A 15278-nucleotide genomic window follows, 5' to 3' on the forward strand; every position below is an offset into this window, starting at 1 on the left:
TAGTCAAGTCGCATGGCTGTCCACACCACCAGCGCGGCGGAAGCGGCTGCGCCCACGACCCGCGAGCGCATCCTCACCGAGGCGCTCGATCTGTTCGCGCAGAGCGGCTATGGCGGCGCCTCGATGCGAGAGCTCGCGCGTCGCGTCGGCATCCGCGAGAGCAGCCTCTACAATCACTTCGCCGGCAAGGCCGCGATCCTGGAGGCGATCGTTGCCGAGCACGGTCCGGCCAGTTCGGCGAGCCGGCTCGAAGAGCCGCGCTACAAGCAGCTTGCGCGCCAGCCCGCCGCGTTCTGCCGGCAGTTTGCGTTGGACCTCGTCGAACAATGGTCCGATCCGCGCGAGCACCAGTTCCAGAAAGTCATCACCGCCGAGCGCAATCGCGTGCCCGGCATCCGCGCCAAATTCGCCGATCATTTCTACGCGCGCGAGCAGAGCATGATGACGGATTATTTCCGCGGCTTTGCGCTCGCCGGTCTGGTCTCGACGCCGGATCCGCGCGAGACCGCGCGGCTGTTCGCGGCCGGGCTGATCTACATCCGTCTCGAGCATTACGTGATGGGCGCGGCACCGTCGCCGCGGCCGAAGGTGATCGAGGCGATCGACCGCTATCTCGCCTTCTTCCTGTCGCTGATCGCGGCGGATGGTGGGACGCAGGACAACAAGAAACGGAAAGCCAAGGGAGAGAATCGTGGCAAGGCTGCCCCTGATTGATCCGGAGACGACCAGCGGCGACATCCGCGCGTCGTTCGACCGCATGCCGGTCAAGCTGAATATTTTCCGCATGATGGCTCATGCCGAGGCCAACATGATCCCGGCGATGCGGCTCGGCAATTCGATCCTGCACAAGCAGAAGCTCAGTGCGGTCAATCGCGAGCTCCTGATCCTGCAGGCAGCCCAGCTCGAAGGCGGCGCCTATGAATGGCGCCAGCACGTGCCGATCGCGCTCGGGGTCGGCTGCACGCAAGCACAGATCGATGCGGTCGAGCGCGCCGACTACGATGACGCCGGCCTAGGCGATGCCGAGCGCGCCCTGCTGAAGTTCGGCCGCGAAGTGGTCGAGAACGTCCGCGTTCCCGAGGCGATCTTCGCCGCCATGCGCGAGCATTTCAGCGACCAGGAGATCGTCGAATCCATTGTCGCGCTCGGCTTCTACATGATGATGGCACGTCTCACCGAGGCGACCGAGACCGATCTCGATCCGGCAGCCGGCATGAAGGTCTATGACGGCGGCAAGAAATAGGCGGCGCACATGTCCGAAAATTCCGAGACCGAGCCGGACCGTTATGTCCGCCCGCCGAGCGCGGAATCGCTGGGCGAAGCGCCGGGCAGGGGACGTCTAAGGGGCCGCCGCATCCTGGTCGTCGGCGGTGGCCAGCGCGTGTTCGACGCCGCCACCGATCCGATCGGCAACGGCCGCGCCATGAGCATTCTTTGCGCGCGCGAGGGCGCGAAGGTCGCGGTCGCCGATCTCAACCGCACCTCGGCCGAGCATACGGTCAAGCGTATCACCGACGAAGGCGGCGAAGCCTTTGCGATTGCCGCCGACGTCACGGCGGAGGCCGACGTCCAGCGCATGATTGACGAGGCGCATCGCGCCATGGGCGGTCTCGACGGCATGGTGCTCAACATCGGCACCTTCGGCAAAGTCGGGCTCAATGCCGTCAGCCCCGAGGAGTGGAATGCGATCTACGACGTCAACGTCCGCGGTCCCATGCTGTGCTGCCGCGCGGGCCTGCCGAAATTCGACAACGGCGGATCGATCGTCTTCATCTCCTCCATCGCCGCGCTGAAGGCCGGCTCGCAGATGGCGGTGTATGATTCCTCGAAAGCCGCGCTCGGCGGCCTCATGCGCAACATCGCCCATCTCGGATCGCGCCGCGGCATCCGCGCCAACCTGGTCTATCCCGGCCTCGTCGACACCCCGAACGGCCGCGAGGCCGGCGCCGGCCGACCCAACCGCGGCAAGGGCCACGTTCCATTCGGCCGCCAGGCCACCGCTTGGGAAATCGCCTATGCCGTGCTGTTCTTCCTCTGGGACGAGAGCGTCTACATCACCGCGCAGACGCTCGCTGTCGATAGCGGCCTGAGCGGGATGTGAGAGGGCGCCTTGCGCCTATGGCTTGGGCGCGCGCGCTCGGCAGATCATATGGTCCAGCGAGACCCAGCCCGGCCCATAGGCCATGATGCCGAGCGCCATCGCCGCCCAAGTGATGTGGATCGGCCAGCCGTCAGGCACGGTCAGCTCGACGATGACGGTCATGAACAGCAGTCCGAGCGCCGCAAACCGCGTGCCGAAGCCGAGCAGAAGGAGGATCGGGAACATGATTTCTCCGCATCCCGAGAGGAAGGCCATCACGGTCGGCGCCGGATAATGATAGGGCCCGCCGGGCAGATGCAGCATGAACTCGTCGCTGAACAACGTCACCGCGGTGTCGTTGAGCCTGAGGAAGCCTGCCCATTTGAGCATTCCGGAACGCCAAAACGGCACCGCCAGCGCGACGCGGAGCGCAAGCTGAACGACCGATGGCGAGGCGATGGTCTGCACCAGATGATTGGCCTTGTCGACGAGGAGCCCGAGCGAGGGGAGGCCGCCACCCGCCTGCATGCGTTGGTCCGTGATCATCAGACGTCTCCGAAAGCGATTGAGGTGAAGGCGCCCGCCTCGATCAGGCCGGTGATGTTCGAAGCGATGTCGAAGTCGGCCGCCGCGTCGAGCGCGCGTGCAGCAGCCTCGCCGAGCGGCCGACCCGACATCAGGCTGCTCGCGAATGCCGCTCCGCCGGGCGGCAGGTGCCGGACCACGACATCGAATTCGGCGCGCGTGACCAACGCGTCTTCCGGTGACGCAGCGTCGATGCGCCCGACCGGCGACGTATCGCGGTTGGCTGCGAATATAGTCACCGCCGCGAATTGCGACCGCACGATCCCCGCTGCCGGGTGCGGTATGAGAACGAGATCGCCCAGCCGCTCAGGCGCAACTGCGGCAAGCTGCGCCGGCGACAGCGGTGCGGCGTCCGCTGCGTGATAGGCATCGAGCCAGGCCCGCTCGATGCGGGCGACATCTGCGAGCCATGGCATCGTCTGCGCATGTTCATATTGCGCGATGAAGGCCGGGAAGTCGCGGCCATACTCGAACAGCAGCGGTGAGATTGGCGGCGTCTGGCGAACATGGAAGCGCGCCATGGCGCGGAAGAAGTCGATCCCGGTGATGCGCTGCACCGCCGGATAGATCGCGGCGAGCGCGTCGATCAGGCTGACCGTGACGTTGTTGCGGTAGACATCGTAGCGCTTGCCGGGTGCCTTGCCGTTCGGACCGGTCACGATCTCAGGCGCAAGGCGCACCGGGTCCAGCAGCGCCGGTGCAAAGGCTGCGGCAAAGCAAACGTCAGGCTCAGGCGGCATGACGATCTCCCGTCAACCCGACCGGGCTGCAACGATCGAGGATCGCCTGCGCAGCGGCGGCCTCCGCTCGCAGGACCGGCCAGTCCGGGATCTTGCTGTCCCACTCGATCAGCGTCGGCACCGGACCGCGGCGCCGGACGACGATCTCGTACAGCTTCCACACGGCGTCCGCGACCGGGCCGTCATGGCTGTCGATCAGCAGCAGATCGCCTTCGTCGTCGGCCTGCTCGGCATGCCCGGCGAGATGGATCTCCCCGACGCGGGCCAGCGGGAAGTCCGCGAGGTAGTCGAGCGCCGAGAAGCCGTGATTGGTCGCGGATACGAATACATTGTTGATATCGAGCAGCAGCCCGCAGCCGGTCCGTTCGGTAACAGTGCGGATAAAATCGGTCTCGCTCATCGACGATTCGCGAAAGGCGACATAGGTCGACGGGTTTTCCAGCAGCAGCGGGCGGCGGATCGCGTCCTGCACCTGATCGATGTGATCGCAGACGTTTCGGAGCGTTGCCGCGGTGTAGGGTAGCGGCAACAGGTCGTTGAAGAAGCTGGTCTCATGCGTCGACCAGGCGAGATGCTCGGATACCAGCGCAGGCTGGTAGCGCGCCACCAGCCCGCGAAAGCGGGCCAGATGCGCCTTGTCGAGCGGCTGTGGTCCGCCGATCGACATGCACACGCCATGCAGCGACAGTGGATGGTCGCGGCGGATCGCTTCCAGCGCGCGATGCGGCGGTCCGCCTGCACCCATGTAGTTCTCGGCGTGGACCTCGAAGAAGCCGCGCTGCGGTTTTGCGCTCAGGATCGCCTGAAGATGTTCGGGCTTGAAGCTGGTCCCGGCGACGCCGCCGATGGGCGCGGAATAGCGGAGGGGCACCGCAGACATGTCAGGCGCGATTGCCGTCGTCATGGTTTCTCTCCGCTCTTCCCTGTTGTCGTGGTCGTGTCGCAGCGCGTCAGACCGGCTTGAGCGAGCCCTTCTTGCCGCCCGGCAGCTCGATGCTGGTGCAGGTGCCGCCCTGGACGAATTTCCATGCATTGCCTTGGAAGTCGGTGGTCGAGGTGCCCTGGCAGGTCGTGCCCGGTCCGGCGGCGCAATCGTTCTGGCCCTTCAGCGCGACGCCGAAGCATTTTTCCTTTTTGGCCGCGACGGCCGCGTCGCCCTCGGCCTTGGTCAGCGGAGCAGCAGCGGCCAGGGTCGCAAGTGCGGTCGACATGGCGCCGGCGAGAACGAGCGTGGTCACGGCAAGTTTGGCAGACATTGAAGATTCTCCTGTTCGAGATGGCATCGCCTGGCAGGCGAAGAGCGCCTTGTTCGGTTCGCCTCGCACCCAGCTCGTGTTACCGATCGAGCAGGTCACGAGTTTGTGAGGCCGTTGGATGGGCGCACGGGCTGTGCGCTTGGACCGGATTAGCGGGTGACGGGCGGGTCAATCCAATGCCTAGTCTCTATCGAGACCTTAGCCGGAGAGCATTGGCGGCGGCACGCGGTGCCTGTCACAGGTAACGAATGCACGCGTGCCACGTAGAGCGGTAACAGGAGGTGGCTAGTCGCCGCTTTGCCCGAGAACGGAAACAGCGATGAATGTTGATCCCGGACGGCACCTGCGCGCGATCGCGAAGCTGACGGTCAGCATCCGCCTCGCCGTCTCAGCACTGGTCCTGACCGCGATCCTTTTGACCGCGGCCCTCTCCAGCCTATTATGGTGGCGCACGGCGGAAGCGGCGAGCCGGCAGCTTGCATCGACCATCAACGAGCAGATCGTGGCCGCTGTCCGCAAGGAGGTCGCCGCGATCGTGGACGAGGCGCGTGCCGCCCATACCGCGATCCGAACCCTGTTCCTGCAGAACGTGCTCGACACCCGCGAGGCCGACAAGCGCGAATTCGTGTTCCTGTCGCAATTGCAGTCGCAGGCGACGATCTCCTGGGTCGCCTTTGGCTGGCCCGACGGCTCCTTCTTCGCCGCGCACAAGCTCGGCGACCGCCGGCTGGAGATGATGGAGATCTCGCTGACCGATCATGCTGGCCAGCGCCGCATCGACGAATACGAGGTGGTGCCCGGCGACATCGAATTCGCCAATCGCCGTTTCGAACCGACCGATTTTCGCGTTGCCGATCGCGCTTGGTTCAAGACCGGGCTGGCGGCCGGGGAGCCGGAGTGGTTCAAGGTCATGGACCATCCGACCGGCGAGCGGCCGTCGATTGCCTTTGCCGGTCCGATCGACGTCTACCAGGAGCGGCAGGGCGTCCTCGCCATCGTCATCGAGTACACCAGGCTCGCGCGCTTCCTATCGCAGCTCGAGGTCGGGCGCACCGGAACGGCTTTCATCATCGACGGCAGCGGCGAGCTGATCGCGGCGCCCGACAAGGACGCCGACGAGCTGCACGTCGCGAAGGGCGATACGAAGCTGCTGCCGCTTGCGCAAATGGCGCTTGCCAAGGCGGGCGAGGATGGCCGCAAGGACGCCTGGCGAAGCCGATTGACAAGCGCCGGCGCCGCCTATGAAGTCGCTCTGACGCCTTTGCCGTTTCCCGGTTGGTCGCTCGCGACTGTGATCCCCGAGGCCGAGTTTCTCGGTCCGGTCGAGACGACATTGCGCCGCCTGATCCTCGGCCTTGCCATCGGCGCCGTGCTCGCAGCATTGGTCTCGGCGATGCTGGCGCGTTCCGTCATCGCGGCGCCGCTGTCGCGCGTCGTCGGCGAGCTCCGCCATGTCGAAGCCTTCGCGCTGGAGCAGGTCCGCCGCCATCCGTCGCGGCTCAAGGAGATCGCGAGCCTATCGGGCGCGATCGCCGAGATGGCGGCGGGCCTGTCGGCGTTTCGCAAATTCATCCCGGCCGATCTGGTCCGCTCGCTGTTGCGCCAGGGCGTCGAGGCCAGGCCCGGTGGCAGCATCCAGGAGCTCAGCGTGATGTTCGTCGACATCGCCGGCTTCACCGGGCTGTCCGAGCGGCTCGGCGATCGCGTGGTGCCGTTGTTATCGCGCTATCTCGACCTCGCCTCCGAGGCCGTCGTCGCCAATGGCGGGACCATCGACAAGTTCATCGGCGACGCGGTGATGGCATTCTGGGGCGCCCCGCAGCCGCAGGCCGACCACGCGCTGCGCTGCTGCCGTGCGGCGCTCGGCTGTTGCAGGGCCATCGCGGCGTCGGGCCTTGCCGACGATCTCGGCCAGCCGCTCCAGATCCGGATCGGCATCAATTCCGGCCGCATGCTGGTCGGTAATATCGGCTCGGAATTGCGTCTGAACTACACCGTGATCGGCGATGCCGTGAACGTCGCGAGCCGCCTCGAGGGCGCCAACAAATCCTACGGCACGCAAATCCTCATTGGCGAAGCGACCGAACGTCTCGCACGCGGCGCCATCGTCACGCGCGAGATCGATAGCATCGCCGTGTATGGACGCGAGGAGGGTTTTGCAGTCTATGAATTGATCGGACTTGCCGGGGAGGGCGGCGGCGACCAGGCAGCCTGCTGGATCGGGCGCTACGAGCAGGGGCTCGCCAGCTATCGCGCTCGCCGGTTTGCGGCTGCACTCGCCGATTTCGAAGCCGTGCTGAACATGCGTGGCCCGGATCGCCCGGCCGAACTGATGCGCGACCGCTGCCGGCAGTTGGTTGAGAGCGCGCCTGATGTTGCGTGGCGCCCGGTCGCGGCACTGACGACGAAGTAGTCGCGAAAGATTGGCGCGCTGACGGGAAGCGAGCTGGCGACGATCCTGTCTGCATGATACGCAACTGACACCACCCGTCCTCTTGCGCTCCCGGACCACCTCAAGACATGAAAACCACACTGCTGAAATCCGAAGACTACGCTCGCTCGCCCTGGAAGAACGGCGGCGGCATCTTCACCGATATCGCGGATGCCCATCGCGCTGATTCCAGCGTGAAGGATTGGGACAGCCTGCTGTGGCGTTTCGCGGCGACCCCGATCGTGGCGCCCGGCCCGTTCTCCCATATGCCCGGCATCGACCGGTTGCAGATGGTGGTCGGCGGCCGCGGGCTGGTGCTGAAGTCGCCCACCCAGGAATTCGACGAGCGCGAGCCGTTCACCACGGTGCGCTTCACTGGCGAGCACGCGATCGTCACCGAGCTCGAGGAAGGGCCAGTCGAGGTCGTGAATTTGATGGGCCGGCGCGGTGCGGTCGCGCTAGAACTCGAAGCGCTCAGGGAGCCCGGTGAGCGGCGATTATCCGCCGGCACGCATCTGGTCTATGCGGCGCGCGGCGACTGCGGCATCCGTCTTGACGGCACGGATTTTTCGATTTCGCACGAAAACACGTTGAAGGTCGAACTGACGGGGGCATCGACGCTTGCGCTCGTCTCGGGGCTGGCCGTGCTGGGCTCTATTCAAATCGTCGGCTGAACGGCGTTCCCGCCCATCAGAGCGATGCGTACAATCCGTGCAACTGGCTAGGTTGACGCCGTCGCGCCGGAGCACGATATCTGCCCTGATGCAGCCGCCGCCCAAAGCACGATGCGGGCGGCCACGATATGAACGGGCAGATATGATCCTAGAGAAGAAATCCGCCACGCTGTCCGATGGCGTCGTCGACTGGCTGATCAACGGCACGCGCGACCAGCGCTTCATCGACGTTATCTTTGCCGAGATGTGCATCCGGCTTCAGCAGGCCGGTATTCCGCTGGCGCGGTCGACGCTACACGTGCTGATCCAGCACCCGCAATGGCTTGGCGCCCGCTTCATGTGGTCCGACGGCATGCGCGAGGCGGAGATTGCGCGGGTCGACTATGACGTCCGCGAGCGGTCCGAGTTCATCGGTAGTCCCGCCAGCGAAATGTTCGAAGGCGCAACCGAGTTGCGCGAGAATCTCGAAGGCGACCCCGCGCTCGGCCGCAAGCACACGCTTTATCGGGAGATGCGCGCGCAGGGCCTGACCGACTATGTGGCCTGGCCGCTCTACCATACGCTCGGCAAGCGCCATCTCGTCACCTTCGCGACCGACCGGCCCGGCGGTTTCGACGACGCGCATATCGCCGCCCTCAAGAACATATTGCCGGTGCTGTCGCTGGTCAGCGAGATCCGCATCAAGAACCGATTGGCGCGGACGCTCCTTGAGACCTATGTCGGCTCCCACGCCGGCGAGCTCATCCTGGCCGGCGCCACGCGACGCGGCACCGGCACGACGGTGCGCGCCGCGATCATGATCTGCGATCTGCGCGAATTCACCAAGATTTCGGACAATTGGCCGCGCGACGACGTCATCGATCTGCTCAACGATTATTTCGACGCGATGTCGGAGCCGATCGCCCGGCATGGCGGCGAGATCCTGAAATTCATCGGTGACGGCCTGCTCGCCATCTTCCCGCTGAGCGAGCCCAATGCCGGTGCAAACCTGCTGCACGCCGTGACCGAAGCCCGGCAGGCCATGATCGCGTTGAACGCGCGCAACGACGGCACCGGCCGCGCGCCGCTGAACTACGGCATCGGCGTCCATGTCGGCGACGTCATGTACGGCAATATCGGATCGTCCACCCGGCTCGACTTCACTGTGATCGGTCCCGCCGTCAACATGGCCTCGCGCCTCGAAGCCCTGACCAAGCAATTGGGAAAGACGGTGCTGCTGTCACGCGAATTCGCCGATCTCGTTGGCAGCCAGTTCGATCTGGAGCGCGTCGGCGAGCACGCGGTGCGCGGCTTCAGCGAGCCGATCGAGCTGTTTGCGTATCAGGGCTGAGGCAAGGAAACATCACTGTTTCGATCCGGTCCAGCTTCCGACACATCCATCGGATCGCCGGAACGTACCGGAGCCGCTGCGGCCTGAAAATCGGCCGGACCGTTCGGACTGACTTGAGCGGTGCCGTACTGTCCGACCAACTGGCCGCCGGTGATGACCACCGTATCAGTGGAGGTGCCGCAGGACGCGCCGACACTGGTCAGGACCCATGGTCCGTCGAGATTGCCGCCTCCGCCGCTCTTTTGCGGCGCGCGGCGCGGCTCGTCGTCCGCGGCCTTGCTGCGTCGTGCCGGCTTCGAAGGCTCGGCCGCCCGCGGCGTCTCGCGCGAACCGGACAGCGATTTTTCGTCGTTGCCGATGCTGCCGCCGGCGCTCCCCGACTGCGCACGCGCCATGCCGGGCACGGCGATGATTGCGAGCGCGGCTGACAACAGGGCGGCTTCACAAAAAGCGCGAAAATGATTTTGCATATTGCACTGGTTTCAAATGAACAGGTCTTGACGGCGGATCGTATTGCCAATGCGCGAGTGTGTCACTACGCTTGGCCCTGGGTCGCCCAAACGTTGCTTCGATCGGCCGCATGTTCATGCCAAAATTCCTCCGCATCGGAATCCATCAGTCGAACGTATCGGGTTACACGTCGAAGGCGTGGTGTGTCCGGCGCGTCGGCACGGCGATCCTCCTGAAGTGGGGCGCCGTGGAGGTCCAGGGCGCCGGTGACGGACGAAAGGTCTATTGGACGCGTCTGCCGCAGGAGAAGACAATTCGCTGTGGCAGCGCGCAGCGTGCCCAGGATTACGCAAAGGCCGCGATCGCGCGGCGTCGCAACCATCGTTATGAACCTCTGGCCGGCGCGATCGTGCTCCGTCGCCGGCCGGCCGCAGGCAGCACCGAGCTCAAGCGAGCGCTCGCCACGATCCTGATCGTCGATATCGTCGGCTCCACCGCGAAAGCGGCAAAGCTCGGCGATGTCCGCTGGACCAAAATCATGGGCCATTATTACGCGGCGGTTCGCAAGGAGCTGAAGAGCTCGCGCGGCAAGGAGGTCACGACGACGGGCGACGGCGTGCTGGCGACGTTCAAGACGCCGGCTGCCGCAATCAATTGCGCGACCGCGCTCCAGAAGGCCGTGCGTACGCTCGGCCTCGAGATCAGGGTCGGACTGCATGCCGGCGAATACACCGTGAGCGGCACCGAGGCGGTCGGCCTCGCCTTCCACATCGGCACGCGCGTCGCCGCAAAGGCGCGCGCCGGCGAAGTCTTGGTCTCCAGCGCGGTCAAGGAGCTGCTGGCGTCGCAGTCCGAAATCCGTTTCAGGGATCACGGCATGCACCAGCTCAAGGGCGTGCCGGAACGATGGCGGCTGTGGCGGGTAGAGGGCTGAGGCGATTGGGCGGGCCGCATCCACGCCCTCATCTCATCTGGACGACGATTTTCCCCTTAGCTCGTCCCCTTTCGAGATACGCCAGCGCCTCTTTCGCCTGTTCGAACGGAAAGACCTTGTCGATCACCGGCCGGATACGCTCCGCCTTGAGAAGCTCGCCGATCTCGGCGAGTTGGCTGCCGTCCGGGTGCACGAACACGAACGAATAGTCCGCGCCGATTTTGCCGGCCTGGCGAATAATCTTGCGGCTCAGCAATCCGAACAGCAGCACCATGAAGACATTCATGCCCCGGGCGCGCGCGAACGCCGCGTCCGGCGGCCCGACCAGCGAAGCAATCCTGCTCCCCCGCTTCAGGATCCGAAGCGATGTCTCGAGCGCGTCGCCCCTGAGCGTGCCCAGCACCGCGTCGTAATCCCGCAGCACCGCGTCGAATTGCTGGGTCTTGTAGTCGACCACCTCGTCGGCCCCGAGGCTGCGCACCAGATCGATATTGCCGGTGCTGGTCGTCGTCCCCACTTTTGCTCCGAGATATTTCGCGAGCTGGATCGCGAACGTGCCGATCCCGCCGGCGCCCGCGGGAATGAACACCTTCTGGCCGGGCCTCAGAAGGACGCGCTGCTTGAGCGCTTGCCACGATGTCAGGCCGACCATCGGAATCGAGGCCGCCTGCACGAAGTCCAGGTTCGGCGGCTTGAGTGCGGCGGCATCCTCCGGCACGATCGCGAATTCTGCGAGAGCGCCGGTGCCGAGATCGAAGATGCTGGCAAAGACGGCGTCCCCCGGCTTGAAGCGGGTCACGCGGCTTCCGACCTCGACGACGACGCCCGCCAGGTCGCTGCCCAGCGTGGCCGGCAGCTGAAACTTGAGGATCGGCTTGAACGTCCCTTTCGGAATCATGTTGTCGATTGGGTTCAAGCCCGCGGCGTGAACCTGGACCAGGATTTCGTTCGGCTTCGGCGTCGGCCGGGGGATGTCGGCCAACGCGATCTGGTCCGGCTTGCCGTAGCGCTTGAAGACGAGTGCTTTCATTTTTCCTCTCGGTCCGGAGGTTCTTCGCGACGGCAAGCTTGCGCCCTCAGAAAGCCCGCGCCATGCGGGCGGGCTGCGACGCCGCCACCGCATCGAGCCGCAAATCCTTTCGGATCCCGGCATCCACCAGGGCTGCGGGCGCAAACCTGCGTAGCAATCGCAGGCGCTTCGCAAGGCTGCCGGCCGCGTATTTGAGCTGCGGGCGCGCCGCGCTCGCGGCCTTCAACACGGTCTCGGCCACCACGCCGGGCTGTTCGGCCGTCGCCATCACCTCGTTCACCCGCTTGGTCACGCCGGCGCGCGCCTCGCGATATTCGTCGAGCGTGGCGTCGGGCTCCATGAAGTTCGCGTCGAACGGCGTCTTGGTGTAGGCGGGCTCGACCACCGAGACCCGGATGCCCCGCGTGCGCAGTTCATGGTCGAGCGATTCCGAATAGCCCGCCACCGCGTGCTTGGTCGCGGCATAGAGCGCGCCATATGGCATCGGCAGAAAGCCAAGCACCGAGCCGATATTGATGATGCGGCCGTTGCCTTGGCGCCGCATGTGCGGCACGACGGCGCGCGTCATCCGGATCAGGCCGAAGAAGTTCGTCTCGAAAATCGCGCGCGCCTGCTCCATCGAGCTCTCTTCCGCGCCGGCGGGGGCAACGCCGAAGCCGGCGTTGTTGACGAGCAGGTCGATGCGGCCCTCGCGCCGGATCACTTCGCCGACTGCGGCTTCCACCGATGCGTCGCTGGTGACGTCGAGGGCCAACATCTCGAACGCCTGCTTGCCGGCCTGCGCGCCCCGCCTGCTGGTGCCGAACACCTTGTAGCCGGCATTTGCGAGCCGCTCCGCCGTGGCCTGACCGATGCCTGAGGAGGCGCCGGTCACCAGCGCGATCTTCGGTTTAATCCTGTTCATAGTGCCTCTCCGACGCCACCACCGGGCCTGAAATCGTTTGATTACGATCGTAACTATTGATATAGATGACGATCGTAATTATAAAAGTCAAGCCCCGTGCCCAAATCCCTTGTCCAAGGATCGGTCCCATGCGCGTCTCAAAGGAACAGGCCGCCAAAAATCGCGAGCATATTCTCGAGACCGCCTCGCGCCTGCTGCGGGAGCGCGGCATCGCCGGCGTCGGTGTCGACGCGCTCGCCGAGGCGGCCGGGATGACGCACGGCAGCCTGTACAGCCAGTTCGGCTCCAAGGAGCGGCTGGTCGAGGAAGCGGTGGCCCATGCGATCAAGGCCAAAGGCCAGGAATTCCCCGCGGCGTTCGAGCTCGAGGACTATGTTTCGCAGTATCTCTCGCCGGGGCATCGCGACGATCCTGCCGCCGGCTGCCCCTTCGCTGCACTCGCCTGTGAGGTGTCACGTCAGGGCAGCGGCCTGAGGGCGCGCTTCACCGCCGGCGTGCGCGGCACGATCGCCCTGCTGAGCAGCCGGATGGCCGCCACGCTGAAGCCGCGTCAGCGCGAGGACAAGGCGCTCGCCGCCGCCGCCTCAATGGTAGGAGCACTCGTGCTCGCCCGGGCCGTCGACGATCCCAAGCTGTCGGACGATATTCTTCGCGCGACGAGGAATTCGCTGGCGGGGTGAGCCGCGTCTCGGCGGGGCGTCGAAAGTCCGGAACAAAATTCCGGTGACGACGTTCGATGTCGCGGACAGCCAAAGCCGATGGCTGCCGATCTTCGACATCAACATACGTTTCGAACGCGCATGGATGACGACAGCGATCTGGTGCTCGGCATGTTGGCCGTGGCGGTCGCTGCCCTCCTATTGGTGGCGGGCGAGCTCTATCTCGTGACGCGGCCGGAGCCGCCGCAAACTCAGCCGCCAGCCCCACCGGTCGTAACATCCTCGGCCGAAACCATTTTCTGGCATGTCGATTTTGGAGCGTAAGCAGACAAACTCGAAGAGGTGGGCAATGGGAAGCACTGCAACTGTTCCGATGCTGTCGCCTGAGGGCGGATTGACACATTACCTGGCGGAAATCCGCAAGTTTCCGATGCTGCGGCCCGACCAGGAAATGGCCTACGCGAAGCGATGGCGCGAGCACGGCGACCGTGAGGCGGCCTATCATCTGGTCACAAGTCATCTGCGGCTTGTCGCCAAAATTGCCATGGGATATCGCGGCTACGGCCTGCCGGTTGCGGACATCATTTCCGAAGGAAACGTCGGCCTGATGCACGCCGTCAAGCGCTTCGAGCCGGAGCGGGGCTTTCGGCTTGCGACCTACGCGATGTGGTGGATCAAGGCGTCGATCCAGGAATACATCCTGCGGTCCTGGTCGCTGGTCAAGATTGCCAACAGCGGGGCGCAGAAGAAGCTGTTCTTCAAGCTTCGCCGGACCAAGGCGGAAATCTCCGCCCTGGAGGATGGTGATCTCCGCCCCGAGCACGCCAGCCGGATCGCGCGACGGCTCGGCGTGCAGGAGAACGACGTGATCGAGATGAACCGGCGCCTCGGCGGCGACCTGTCGCTCAATGCTTTGGTGCGCGATGCCGACGGCGGCGAAGTCCAGGACTGGCTCGTCGACCCCGCGTCCAGTCCTGAAGCCGAATACGCCGAGCGGGAAGAAACCAGACGGAGGCGTGAAGCCCTTGCCGGCGCGCTGGACCTCCTCAAGCCGCGCGAGCGCGACATTCTCGAGGCGCGCTGGCTCTCCGAGCCGCCGCTGAGGCTCGAGCAGCTCGCGGCACGATACGGCGTTTCACGCGAGCGGGTGCGGCAGATCGAAATGCGCGCGTTCGAAAAGGTTCGGGCCGCCATCGGGGGGCGCTTGGCAACCGGCTCTTGAAACCAAATCGCCGCCTCCTAATTCTTTTGGCAACCGCATGCGAGTGCGGTGCCGGACGCCAAAGCAGGGTCCGGCGAGGCCATCGGGGCTCGCCCCGGTGATGCTCTTAATCCATGTTGCTCACAGGAGGATGTGGTTATGAGAAACGACGATATGTCTCCCCTCTGGCGTTCGATCATTGGTTTCGACCGCCGTTCCGCCGCGTCGCATCGCGAACGATGCTGCCGGCAACGCCGACCCGAAATCGTGCAAAAGCAGGCGGCCTGACGAGCTGATCGTCCGGGCTTTGCAGCGCGTGCGTGGCCCTCGCCGCGCGCCGAGCTGCGCCAATCGACCATCAAGACAGGAGATAAGGAGAAACGACAATGGCACTGCGCGATCTGATTCCGTGGAACAACGGCTCACGCAACATGGCCGTTCAGCGCGGCGAACCCGGCAATCCGCTGCTTGCGCTTCATCGCGAGATGAACCGGCTGTTCGACGACGCCTTCCGCAGCTTCGATCTCAGTCCGTTCGGCTCCTCGACCGCAATGGGCTGGCCGAACGTCGAACTCGACGAGAGCGACAAGGAGGTCAAGGTTGTCGCCGAGCTTCCCGGTCTCGAGCAGAAGGACGTCAACGTCGAGCTTGCAAATGGCGTGCTGACGATCAGCGGCGAGAAGAAGAGCGAAACGAAAGACAAGGAACGTCTCTTCAGCGAGCGTTACTATGGCCGTTTCGAGCGGCGCATTCCGGTCGATGACGTCGACCAGGACAAGGTCGCCGCTTCCTTCAACAACGGCGTTCTCACCATCACCCTGCCGAAGTCACCGGCGGCACAACAGAAGGTGAAGCGCATCGCGATCAACGGCAAGTAGGCGTGGAGTGTAAGCATGAAGCGGGGGGGGGCCCCCCCACCCCCCCCCCGGCAGCCCCCGGGCGCGGGACGCGGGGCGCGGCCGGGGGCGAGGATATTTGCTAGACCCCCCCCCAGACAAAAGAAT

18 protein-coding genes are annotated in these 15278 nt (G+C 65.1%); 11 read left to right on the plus strand and 7 right to left on the minus strand.

Features of this window, described 5'->3' with window-relative positions; all coding sequences use genetic code 11:
* Positions 1-12 precede the first annotated feature (12 nt).
* From AC0L3P_RS21165 to AC0L3P_RS21175, 3 genes are read left to right on the plus strand one after another with little or no spacing between them, the layout of a single operon-like run.
* Positions 13-714, plus strand: a complete 702-nt coding sequence (locus tag AC0L3P_RS21165; protein WP_473304672.1) for a TetR/AcrR family transcriptional regulator — start codon at positions 13-15, stop codon at positions 712-714.
* On the plus strand, positions 692-1243 hold the full coding sequence (locus tag AC0L3P_RS21170; RefSeq protein ID WP_473304675.1) for a carboxymuconolactone decarboxylase family protein: 552 nt from the start codon (positions 692-694) through the stop codon (positions 1241-1243). Before AC0L3P_RS21165 ends, AC0L3P_RS21170 begins: the two co-directional genes overlap by 23 nt.
* Positions 1244-1252: 9 nt before the next feature.
* The gene (locus AC0L3P_RS21175; protein ID WP_473304677.1) at positions 1253-2101 is read left to right on the plus strand and encodes an SDR family NAD(P)-dependent oxidoreductase; all 849 of its coding nucleotides are present in this window, start codon (positions 1253-1255) and stop codon (positions 2099-2101) included.
* Between the two features lie 15 nt (positions 2102-2116).
* Here the strand turns inward: AC0L3P_RS21175 and AC0L3P_RS21180 are convergent, their stop codons facing one another.
* The 4 genes from AC0L3P_RS21180 to AC0L3P_RS21195 are packed head-to-tail and all read right to left on the minus strand — an operon-like array spanning position 2117 to position 4661.
* Entirely contained in the window at positions 2117-2626 is a 510-nt protein-coding gene (locus AC0L3P_RS21180) for a DoxX family protein (RefSeq protein ID WP_473304679.1), read from the minus strand.
* A complete protein-coding gene (locus AC0L3P_RS21185; RefSeq protein WP_473304681.1) occupies positions 2626-3405 on the minus strand; it encodes an HvfC/BufC N-terminal domain-containing protein in 780 nt (259 codons plus the stop codon). Before AC0L3P_RS21185 ends, AC0L3P_RS21180 begins: the two co-directional genes overlap by 1 nt.
* Positions 3395-4309 carry an MNIO family bufferin maturase gene (bufB, locus tag AC0L3P_RS21190; RefSeq protein ID WP_473304683.1) on the minus strand — a complete coding sequence of 305 codons (915 nt, stop codon included), beginning with the start codon at positions 4307-4309 and terminating at the stop codon, positions 3395-3397. The genes AC0L3P_RS21185 and bufB overlap by 11 nt, the downstream gene beginning before the upstream one ends.
* Positions 4310-4355: 46 nt before the next feature.
* Entirely contained in the window at positions 4356-4661 is a 306-nt protein-coding gene (locus AC0L3P_RS21195; RefSeq protein ID WP_473304685.1) for a BufA1 family periplasmic bufferin-type metallophore, read from the minus strand.
* Between the two features lie 319 nt (positions 4662-4980).
* Between AC0L3P_RS21195 and AC0L3P_RS21200 the strand changes: the two genes are divergently transcribed.
* The 3 genes from AC0L3P_RS21200 to AC0L3P_RS21210 all read left to right on the plus strand — a co-directional run bounded on the left by AC0L3P_RS21200 (position 4981) and on the right by AC0L3P_RS21210 (position 9096).
* Positions 4981-7074 (plus strand): adenylate/guanylate cyclase domain-containing protein, encoded by a 2094-nt coding sequence (locus AC0L3P_RS21200; RefSeq protein WP_473304687.1) that lies wholly within the window; start codon positions 4981-4983, stop codon positions 7072-7074.
* 107 nt (positions 7075-7181) lie between these two features.
* Positions 7182-7766 carry a HutD/Ves family protein gene (locus AC0L3P_RS21205; RefSeq protein WP_275172142.1) on the plus strand — a complete coding sequence of 195 codons (585 nt, stop codon included), beginning with the start codon at positions 7182-7184 and terminating at the stop codon, positions 7764-7766.
* A gap of 142 nt (positions 7767-7908) precedes the next feature.
* On the plus strand, positions 7909-9096 hold the full coding sequence (locus AC0L3P_RS21210; protein ID WP_275172140.1) for an adenylate/guanylate cyclase domain-containing protein: 1188 nt from the start codon (positions 7909-7911) through the stop codon (positions 9094-9096).
* On the opposite strand, the gene AC0L3P_RS21215 is transcribed toward AC0L3P_RS21210, so the two are convergent.
* Positions 9087-9527, minus strand: coding sequence for a hypothetical protein (locus AC0L3P_RS21215; protein ID WP_473304692.1), 441 nt, complete (start codon positions 9525-9527; stop codon positions 9087-9089). The genes AC0L3P_RS21210 and AC0L3P_RS21215 overlap by 10 nt on opposite strands.
* Positions 9528-9682: 155 nt before the next feature.
* Between AC0L3P_RS21215 and AC0L3P_RS21220 the strand changes: the two genes are divergently transcribed.
* Positions 9683-10480: an adenylate/guanylate cyclase domain-containing protein gene (locus tag AC0L3P_RS21220; RefSeq protein ID WP_354256794.1), complete on the plus strand. Its 798-nt coding sequence runs from the start codon at positions 9683-9685 to the stop codon at positions 10478-10480.
* Positions 10481-10508: 28 nt separating this feature from the next.
* Here the strand turns inward: AC0L3P_RS21220 and AC0L3P_RS21225 are convergent, their stop codons facing one another.
* Positions 10509-11510 carry an NADP-dependent oxidoreductase gene (locus AC0L3P_RS21225; protein ID WP_473304696.1) on the minus strand — a complete coding sequence of 334 codons (1002 nt, stop codon included), beginning with the start codon at positions 11508-11510 and terminating at the stop codon, positions 10509-10511.
* Positions 11511-11556: 46 nt separating this feature from the next.
* The gene (locus AC0L3P_RS21230) at positions 11557-12414 is read right to left on the minus strand and encodes an oxidoreductase (protein WP_354065242.1); all 858 of its coding nucleotides are present in this window, start codon (positions 12412-12414) and stop codon (positions 11557-11559) included.
* Positions 12415-12542: 128 nt separating this feature from the next.
* On the opposite strand from AC0L3P_RS21230, the gene AC0L3P_RS21235 reads away from it, so the two are divergent.
* The 4 genes from AC0L3P_RS21235 (at position 12543) to AC0L3P_RS21250 (ending at position 15152) form a co-directional block, all read left to right on the plus strand.
* On the plus strand, positions 12543-13094 hold the full coding sequence (locus AC0L3P_RS21235; protein ID WP_473304702.1) for a TetR/AcrR family transcriptional regulator: 552 nt from the start codon (positions 12543-12545) through the stop codon (positions 13092-13094).
* 120 nt (positions 13095-13214) lie between these two features.
* On the plus strand, positions 13215-13397 hold the full coding sequence (locus AC0L3P_RS21240; RefSeq protein ID WP_473304705.1) for a hypothetical protein: 183 nt from the start codon (positions 13215-13217) through the stop codon (positions 13395-13397).
* Between the two features lie 25 nt (positions 13398-13422).
* Positions 13423-14295, plus strand: a complete 873-nt coding sequence (gene rpoH, locus AC0L3P_RS21245; RefSeq protein WP_473304707.1) for an RNA polymerase sigma factor RpoH — start codon at positions 13423-13425, stop codon at positions 14293-14295.
* A 365-nt stretch (positions 14296-14660) separates the two neighbouring features.
* Entirely contained in the window at positions 14661-15152 is a 492-nt protein-coding gene (locus AC0L3P_RS21250) for an Hsp20/alpha crystallin family protein (protein WP_473304710.1), read from the plus strand.
* Positions 15153-15278: the final 126 nt, after the last annotated feature.

Source organism: Bradyrhizobium sp. WSM4874, assembly GCF_055811835.1.